Consider the following 7,226-nt stretch of genomic DNA (forward strand, 5'->3'; position numbering starts at 1 on the left):
GAGGAAAACAATGAATAGTAAGAAAATATCCAGCGTTATAAAGGGATGGTTATTCATTGGTTTCGGCACGCTGATTATAGTGATATTCTGCTTTTATCCCATGATAGGAGCGTTAGCCAATTCATTTCAGACAGGAATGGGGATGAATCTCCATTTCTGTGGGCTGGCTAACTATAAACGGCTTCTGGTCGATCCCATATTTCTGTCCTCAGTAAAAAATACATTTCTCTACCTGATTGTCCAGGTGCCGGTCATGCTTTTTCTGGCCATGCTGTACGCAGTGCTCTTAAACGATAAGAAACTGAAATGCCGCAGCTTCTTCCGCATTGCGATCTTTCTTCCGTGCGTTACCTCTCTGGTAGCCTATGCGGTCCTCTTTAAGAGCCTTTTCTCCGACAGCGGTTTTATCAATCAGATGCTGATGACACTTCATGTGATCCAGTCGCCGATCCACTGGCTGACGGACGCCTTCTGGGGGAAGATTACGATCATTATCGCAATCACCTGGCGCTGGACCGGATACAACATGATCTTCTTTTTATCCGCGATTCAGAATATCGATCCCGAGATTTACGAGGCTGCGGAGATCGACGGAGCCAATGTGGTCCAGAAGTTCTTTTCCATTACGGCGCCGCTGTTAAAGCCGATTATTCTGTTTACCAGCATCACGTCGATCAGCGGAACACTCCAGCTGTTTGACGAGGTAGTAAACTTAACCCAGGGAGGACCGGGCAACGCGACGATTACGATGTCACAGTACATCTACAATCTCTGCTTTAAATACACGCCCGACTTCGGATACGCATCTGCGGTTTCCTATGCGATTCTCCTGATGATTGTCGTTCTCACAGCAATCCAGTTTAAGGTGACGGGAGGTAAGAAAAATGATTAAAAAAACAGCAAAATACGTATTCTTATGCATTGCGTCTTTTCTGTCCATATTCCCGTTTCTGTGGATGATCATCAGTGCGACCAATGCCTCCGTCGATATCACAAGCGGCAGGATGATGCTGGGGAACCAGTTGTTTACAAACATTCACACGCTGTTTACTACGACGAATATTGTGACGGGCATCAAGAATTCCATGATCATTACGGTAATCGCCACGGTTCTGACGGTTCTGGTAGCCGCCATGGCCGGATATGGATTTGAGATTTATAAGAGCCGGATCAAGGATAAGGTCATGGCGCTCCTTCTGATGTCCATGATGGTACCCATGGCAACGCTCCTCATACCCCGCTACCGCATGTTTGCAAAATGGGGACTGCTTAACACATTTTTATCTGTCATACTGCCGTCCATGGCGACCGCGTTCCTGATCTTTTTCTTCCGTCAGAACACGAAGTCCTTCTCGAAGGAAATCCTCCAGGCTGCCAGGGTAGACGGACTGGGAGAAATGAAGTCCTTTTTCCTCATTTACTGCCCGGTCATGCGTTCGACCTTCGCGGCGGCCACCATTATCACCTTTATGAATATCTGGAACAGCTACTTATGGCCGCTGGTTGCCCTTCAGACCGACGACAAGATGACCCTGCCCCTGATCATATCCGCCATGAACTCCGCTTACACACCGGACTTCGGAATGATCATGGTAGCCATCGTAACGGCAACCTTCCCAACCGCAGCGATTTTCTTTATCATGCAGAAGAGCTTCGTAGAAGGAATGCTGGGCTCCGTTAAGTGATGGGGGGTACGCCCCGCACCATTGCGTCAGGCCCAGGCTGCGGGCGGATCGGGGCGGGACCGCTATGGTTATTCCGTGTCCGTCTTGCTTCCTACTCACCATAAGAAAGTCCGAACCTGTCGTACACGCCAAATACGGGCGCGTTCGCCAGGCTCGGACTTTCTTATGATTCGTATCCAGATGCCGGCACACTGGAATAACCATAGCGGTCCCACCCCGATCCGCCCGCAGCCTGGGCCTGACGCAATGGCGCGGGGCTGTGTACCTCGGGAGCTAGGAGATAGACCCACAAGCATTTGGGCGTAGCATAATCATTTTGACATTTTGCATAGAAACGTGTTATATTTTTGTAAATACTTACAAATACTTCGTAGGAGAGCATTTCATATTGCCTTTTAAAGGCCCGGGGAGGTATACTAGAGGAGTAAGAACGGAGGCATAACATGAAACTGAACAGAACGACACAGAGAACCGTGGAAATTTTAAAGATGATTTCCAGAACACCGGAGGGAGCGACGCTCGATGATCTCTGCGAGAAGCTGAAGCTCCCGAAGACGAGCGCCTACGATATTGTGACGACGCTGGCCGAGATGGGGATGGTCAATGTGGCCAGGGGGCAGAAGCAGAGCTATACCATCGGGCTGATGGCCTACCGCATTGGAATTAACTATACGAATAATCTGGATTTTATCAGCACGATTGAACCGGTGCTCAAGGCATTTTCAAAGGAAGTGGGCAAGACCGTGTTTTTCGGAATCCCTTCCGACCACCACGTTGTCTACATATGCAAGTTTGAGCCGGAAAACCCGATCATTACCACGGCGACGGTCGGCTCGAAGAATCCCATGTACTGCACCTCGCTGGGAAAGGTCATTCTTGCATACAGTGACGAGGAGACGAGAGAGCAGGTGATAAACAGGATTAAATTTGTCAGGCATACGGATCGGACGATACTGGGAAGAGAATCGCTTTTGAAGGAGCTGGAGAAGGTTCGGGAGCGCGGGTACGCGTTCGATGCGCGGGAGATGGAAGAGCACATGCAGTGTGTGGGTGCCCCTGTGTTCGACCGGGATGGTTCCTGTCTGGGAGCGATCAGCGTGTCCAGCTTATACAAGCCGACCGAGGATTACGAGGCGCTGGGAGCCCTTGTCGCGGCAAAAGGACAGGAGGTTTCAAGACTGTTAGGGTTTCTTGGAAAAATATAAAGATTACCTGTTGACAAAATGAAGAGAAACGATTAATATTCAAGTATAAGAATCGCAATTATGAAAGACATTCGTATATGCGAATAAGAAGGAGAGAGCAATCATGAAAAAAGAACAGGTTTTAGCAAAGATGAAAGAAGACTGCCTGGTAGCCGTTGTTCGTGCAAAGGATCTGGAGCAGGGCGAGAAAGTGGTTGACGCCATCATCGCAGGCGGCATTAACTTTATTGAGATTACCATGACCATGGATGAGGGCAACCCGGTTGAATTCATCGCAAAGATGGCTGAAAAATATAGAGATAACAAAGACGTTGTTATCGGCGCAGGTACTGTACTCGATCCGGAGACAGCAAGAGCCGTTATTCTGGCAGGCGCCAACTACGTTGTAAGCCCTGGCTTAAACGCAGATACCATCAGAATGTGCAACCGCTACAGAGTTCCGATGCTTCCGGGTGTTATGACACCAACCGAGGCGATCACCGCATTAGAGTGCGGCTGTGACGTTATCAAGATCTTCCCGGGCAACATCATGGGACCGGCAGCCATCAGCTCCTTCAAGGGCCCGCTTCCTCAGGGCGAATTCATGCCGTCCGGCGGTGTTGACGTGGACAACGTGGACAAGTGGATCAAGGCAGGCGCTTACGCAGTAGGAACCGGCAGCAGCCTGACAAAGGGCGCCAAGACAGGCGACTTCGCGGCAGTTACAGCAAAGGCTCAGGAATTTGTAAAGGCAGTTGCGGCAGCACGCGCTTAAGACAATACCTGGTGCCTCCCGGCGTAAATACGCCATGCACAGCACTGGCATCAAATCAGAAAATGGATTGAAAAAGGAGATTAAATAATGGCAAAAGTAGTAACAATGGGCGAAATCATGTTAAGATTATCTACCCCGAACAATGAGAAGTTTATCCAGGCAGATGAATTTGACGTAAATTACGGCGGCGGCGAGGCAAACGTAGCAGTTTCCCTGGCTAATTACGGCCATGACGCAGAGTTTGTGACAGCAGTTCCGAAGAACCCGATCGGTGAATGCGCAGTAGCGGCACTGAGAAAGTATAACGTATGCACAAAGCACATCGCAAGATGCGGCGAGAGACTGGGGATCTACTTCTTAGAGACCGGTTCCGCCATGAGAGCGTCTACGGTTGTTTATGACAGAGCTCATTCTTCTATTTCCACAGCAACCGAGGCTGATTTCAATTTTGATGAGATCTTCGAGGGCGCTGACTGGTTCCATTTCACAGGAATTACACCGGCAGTCAGCGATTCTGCGGCTGAACTGACAGAAGCGGCCTGCAAGGCTGCCAAGGCTCACGGAGTTACTGTTTCCGTAGACTTGAACTTCCGTAAGAAATTATGGTCTTCCGAGAAGGCTCAGAAGGTCATGACAAATTTAATGCAGTACGTTGACGTATGCATCGGCAACGAAGAGGATGCAGAAAAGGTTCTCGGCTTCAAGCCGGGCAACACCGACGTAACCTCCGGCGAGCTGGAGTTACAGGGCTATGTTGACATCTTCAATCAGATGATCGACAAGTTCGGCTTCAAGTATGTTATCAGCTCCTTACGTGAGAGCCATTCCGCTTCCGATAACGGCTGGTCAGCCTGCATCATGGACGGCGCAACACGTGAGTTCTATCACTCCAGAAAGTACCACATCACACCAATCGTAGACCGTGTAGGCGGCGGCGACTCCTTTGCAGCCGGCGTGATCTGCGGCATGGTTGACGGCAAGGATTATAAGAGTGCACTGGAGTATGCGGTAGCTGCTTCAGCATTAAAGCACACCATTCCTGGCGACTTCAACCTGGTTACAAGAGAAGACGTTGAAAGCCTTGCAGGCGGAGACGGCTCAGGACGTGTACAGAGATAATTAAGACAGCGGGGTCATTCTAATCAGCTTTTATAAGCTTTTGCAGAATGGCCCCTTTTTAGAAGCGAGGAAGATCGATCATGAGTGACAGACCATTTGATTTGTTAAGTTTAGGCGAACTGCTGCTGCGTTTATCTCCGGCCGGAGTGGAGCGCCTGGTGCGCGGTGATTCATTTCAGAAGCAGGTGGGCGGAGCAGAGTTAAACGTCGCAGTCGGCGCAGCCCTTTTAGGACTTCACACCGGCGTGGTGACCCAGCTTCCATCCCATGACATGGGCAATTTCGTGAAAAATAAAGTGCGTTCCTACGGAATCAGCGATGATTTCTTTGTCTATGACCACAGCTCCGATGCGAGACTGGGCCTCTATTACTATGAATACGGCGCCCATCCCAGAAAACCGAAGGTTATTTACGACAGAAAGAACAGCTCCTTCTACAGCATCAGCGTGGACTCGTTCCCGGAGGACATGTACCGTGCGGCGACCTGTTTCCACACGACGGGAATCACCCTGGCTCTCTGTGAAAACACGAGAAAGACTGCCATTGACATGATCCGCAGGTTTAAATCCACCGGCACCATCATTTCCTTCGATGTGAATTTCCGCGGGAATCTATGGACGGGAGAGGAAGCGAGAGAGTGCATCGAGCAGATTCTCCCCTATGTGGATATATTCTTCTGTTCGGAAGACACCGCCCGGCTGACCTTTCAGAAGACGGGAACGGCCAGGGAGATGATGAAGAGTTTTACAGAGGAGTACCCGATCTCCATCGTGGCATCCACCCAGAGAGTGGTGCACAGCCCGAAGAGCCATACCTTCGGCTCCGTGATTTACGACGCGGCCAGAGATGAGTATTACGAGGAAGAGCCCTACCGCAATATAGACGTGGTGGACCGGATCGGAAGCGGGGACGCCTATATCGCGGGCGCTTTATACGGACTGTTGAGCAGCGGCGGCGACTGCATGAAGGCGGTGCGTTACGGCAACGCGGCCAGCGCCCTGAAAAATACCATCCCCGGCGACCTGCCGACCTCGGATTTAGAGGAAATGAACATGATTATCCGTGAGCACAACCAGAAAGGCCCGCAGAGCGAAATGAGCCGGTAAAACTGGAAAATTATGGTTGACAAGACGGGGTTCTGAATCTATTATATTAGTAATGGCAAAACTGTCGAAAGGCAGCGACGCAAAGCTAAAGGGCCGTATGGGCAGCCAGCTGCTAAAACCTTACGATATGTTGGGGCTTCAGCCAGATTAATCTGACTGAAGCCCTTTTTCGTGTATAAAAGAAACGCTGCCGGCAACAATTAAGTTCTCTCATAGATCGTTTTTTAAGGGGCCATCCCTGACATATTTCTGCTGCTTGATTCGTAAATGGCGACCTGTAGGAAACAAGGAGGAAAAATATGAAAAAGGAAAACAGCTTCAGCCGGAATCATGTGAGAACGGTAATCCTGCTTGTCATACTCGTTCTGGCGTTTATCTATCTGTTCCTGTATGATTTTTCGATACGTGTCGATCATCTTATGACCAACATGACGACAGAACACCTTGCGGATGTCAACGACCAGTCCCAGACTGCGGTAAAGACGGAACTGACCAGGGTGTTTGAGGAAGTGCGTTATACGGCGGATTTCCTGTCGGAGACTCCGGAACTGACGGAGGAAGCCCGTCAGAGAGTCTATGAGCAGCTGAAGGAGAAGTGCGGATTCGCCAATATCCGGCTGGTTTCAGCGGATGGAGGCCTTTACACCGTTGGACACGAGGCTCTTCCCAAGTCGGTCGGAGGCTATGTGGAGGGGATCTGCAGAGGGGAAAGCGGGATGACGGATGTCTTTCTATCCAGCGTGACCGGACAGGAGGTTTTCGCCTTTTACGCGCCCGTGACGCGGGAAAAGACTGTGGAAGGCGGAATCGCCGGAATCATGATCGTGGATCAGATGGTGGACATGGTAACCACCAACGGGTTTAATTCCGGAAGCTACAGCTACGTGTTGAAGTCGGACGGAACGGTGATCATGCAGACCAGCCATGCGGACAGCCTGTACAGCGGCCGGGATTATTTCAGCTTTCTGCGCAGCGATACGGATATGGGGGTGGAAGCCGTCAGCGAACTGCAGAAGAAAATGGAGCGGAAGGAGAAGGGCGTCTTCCTGTTTACGGCCGCGAATGAGAAGCGGATCGTATACTATGCGCCGGCCGAGATCAATGACTGGTACGTGCTCACCGTGGTTCCCTATACGGTTTCCAACTGGTACCGCGAGCACATCGGAAAGACAGCCTTATATCTTACGTTGAAGATGCTCGTACTTTTTCTGGCACAGCTGGCGGTCATCATTCTCTGGTCCAGAAAGGCGAGAAATATCATCCTGGACTCGAAGGAGGCCCTGGAGCTGGAGAAGAAAAAGCTGGAACTGGCGCTTCTTCATTCCACCGGCACCACGTTCGAGTATGTGCCGAAGGA

Annotated in this window: 6 protein-coding genes, 1 pseudogene and 1 riboswitch; all 7 genes and pseudogenes read left to right on the forward strand. The window is 50.6% G+C overall.

Annotation, left to right across the window (positions count from 1 at the left end; all coding sequences use genetic code 11):
• Positions 1–10: 10 nt before the first annotated feature.
• Positions 11–892, forward strand: coding sequence for a carbohydrate ABC transporter permease (locus tag ACLTD4_RS20595; RefSeq protein WP_117623708.1), 882 nt, complete (start codon positions 11–13; stop codon positions 890–892).
• Positions 885–1,685: a carbohydrate ABC transporter permease gene (locus tag ACLTD4_RS20600; RefSeq protein WP_002600112.1), complete on the forward strand. Its 801-nt coding sequence runs from the start codon at positions 885–887 to the stop codon at positions 1,683–1,685. Before ACLTD4_RS20595 ends, ACLTD4_RS20600 begins: the two co-directional genes overlap by 8 nt.
• Positions 1,686–2,128: 443 nt before the next feature.
• Positions 2,129–2,890 (forward strand): IclR family transcriptional regulator, encoded by a 762-nt coding sequence (locus tag ACLTD4_RS20605; RefSeq protein ID WP_002600111.1) that lies wholly within the window; start codon positions 2,129–2,131, stop codon positions 2,888–2,890.
• Between the two features lie 103 nt (positions 2,891–2,993).
• Entirely contained in the window at positions 2,994–3,644 is a 651-nt protein-coding gene (locus ACLTD4_RS20610) for a bifunctional 2-keto-4-hydroxyglutarate aldolase/2-keto-3-deoxy-6-phosphogluconate aldolase (protein WP_002600110.1), read from the forward strand.
• Positions 3,645–3,731: 87 nt separating this feature from the next.
• Positions 3,732–4,763 carry a sugar kinase gene (locus ACLTD4_RS20615; RefSeq protein WP_002600109.1) on the forward strand — a complete coding sequence of 344 codons (1,032 nt, stop codon included), beginning with the start codon at positions 3,732–3,734 and terminating at the stop codon, positions 4,761–4,763.
• An 80-nt stretch (positions 4,764–4,843) separates the two neighbouring features.
• Positions 4,844–5,869 carry a sugar kinase gene (locus tag ACLTD4_RS20620; RefSeq protein WP_055655752.1) on the forward strand — a complete coding sequence of 342 codons (1,026 nt, stop codon included), beginning with the start codon at positions 4,844–4,846 and terminating at the stop codon, positions 5,867–5,869.
• Positions 5,870–5,913: 44 nt separating this feature from the next.
• Positions 5,914–5,986, forward strand: a riboswitch (cyclic di-GMP riboswitch).
• 182 nt (positions 5,987–6,168) lie between these two features.
• Positions 6,169–7,226: pseudogene (locus tag ACLTD4_RS20625) on the forward strand (GGDEF domain-containing protein); the annotation flags it as partial.

It is taken from the genome of Hungatella sp. (assembly GCF_046966825.1).

Bases quoted from the DNA above. Each gene is read 5' to 3' on its own strand.
- ACLTD4_RS20595 (WP_117623708.1), top strand. From the start codon at position 11: ATGAATAGTAAGAAAATATCCAGCGTTATAAAGGGATGGTTATTCATT.
- ACLTD4_RS20600 (WP_002600112.1), top strand. From the start codon at position 885: ATGATTAAAAAAACAGCAAAATACGTATTCTTATGCATTGCGTCTTTT.
- ACLTD4_RS20605 (WP_002600111.1), top strand. From the start codon at position 2,129: ATGAAACTGAACAGAACGACACAGAGAACCGTGGAAATTTTAAAGATG.
- ACLTD4_RS20610 (WP_002600110.1), top strand. From the start codon at position 2,994: ATGAAAAAAGAACAGGTTTTAGCAAAGATGAAAGAAGACTGCCTGGTA.
- ACLTD4_RS20615 (WP_002600109.1), top strand. From the start codon at position 3,732: ATGGCAAAAGTAGTAACAATGGGCGAAATCATGTTAAGATTATCTACC.
- ACLTD4_RS20620 (WP_055655752.1), top strand. From the start codon at position 4,844: ATGAGTGACAGACCATTTGATTTGTTAAGTTTAGGCGAACTGCTGCTG.